The organism is Paraburkholderia acidipaludis NBRC 101816, from assembly GCF_000684975.1.
GTDB classification, from domain to species: Bacteria; Pseudomonadota; Gammaproteobacteria; order Burkholderiales; family Burkholderiaceae; genus Paraburkholderia; species Paraburkholderia acidipaludis.
In genome coordinates this window covers 1-574 of sequence record NZ_BAXZ01000062.1, presented here as the reverse complement: position 1 = coordinate 574, position 574 = coordinate 1, and the positions used below count along the sequence as shown (strand labels likewise).

1 pseudogene is annotated in these 574 nt (G+C 63.4%); it reads left to right on the top strand.

Going from position 1 to position 574, the window contains the following annotated elements:
- Window positions 1–574, top strand: a pseudogene (locus tag BAC01S_RS29795) (amino acid:proton symporter); the annotation flags it as partial.

Here is a 574-nt window from a genome sequence, read left to right as displayed (position 1 = left end):
TGCCGAAGATGTTCGGCAACGTGCACCCGTTCTACGGCGTGCCGCGCAACGCGATGTGGTTCAACCTGCTGGTGTCGTTCATCTTCATGTTCTTCTTCCGCGGCTGGAGCTCGCTCGCGGCGGTGATTTCGGTGGCGACGGTCATCTCGTACCTCACGGGCCCGATCAGCCTGATGGCGCTCAAGCGCGCCGCGCCGGACCTCGAGCGTCCGCTGTCCGTGCCGCTCATGAAGGTGATTGCGCCGTTCGCGTTCGTCTGCGCCTCGATGATCCTGTACTGGGCGAAGTGGCCGCTGACGGGCGAAATCATTCTGCTGATGATCGTGGCGCTGCCGGTGTACTTCTACTTCCAGGGCAAGAAGGGCTGGGGCGGCTGGGGCCAGGACCTGAAGGCGGCATGGTGGCTGTGCGCCTATCTGCCGACGATGGCAGTGCTCTCGCTGATCGGCAGCAAGCAGTTCGGCGGCAGCAACGTGATCCCCTACGGCTGGGACATGCTGGTGGTGGCGCTGTTCTCGCTGGTGTTCTATTACTGGGGCGTGCACTCGGGCTATCGCTCGCCGTACCTGAAGGA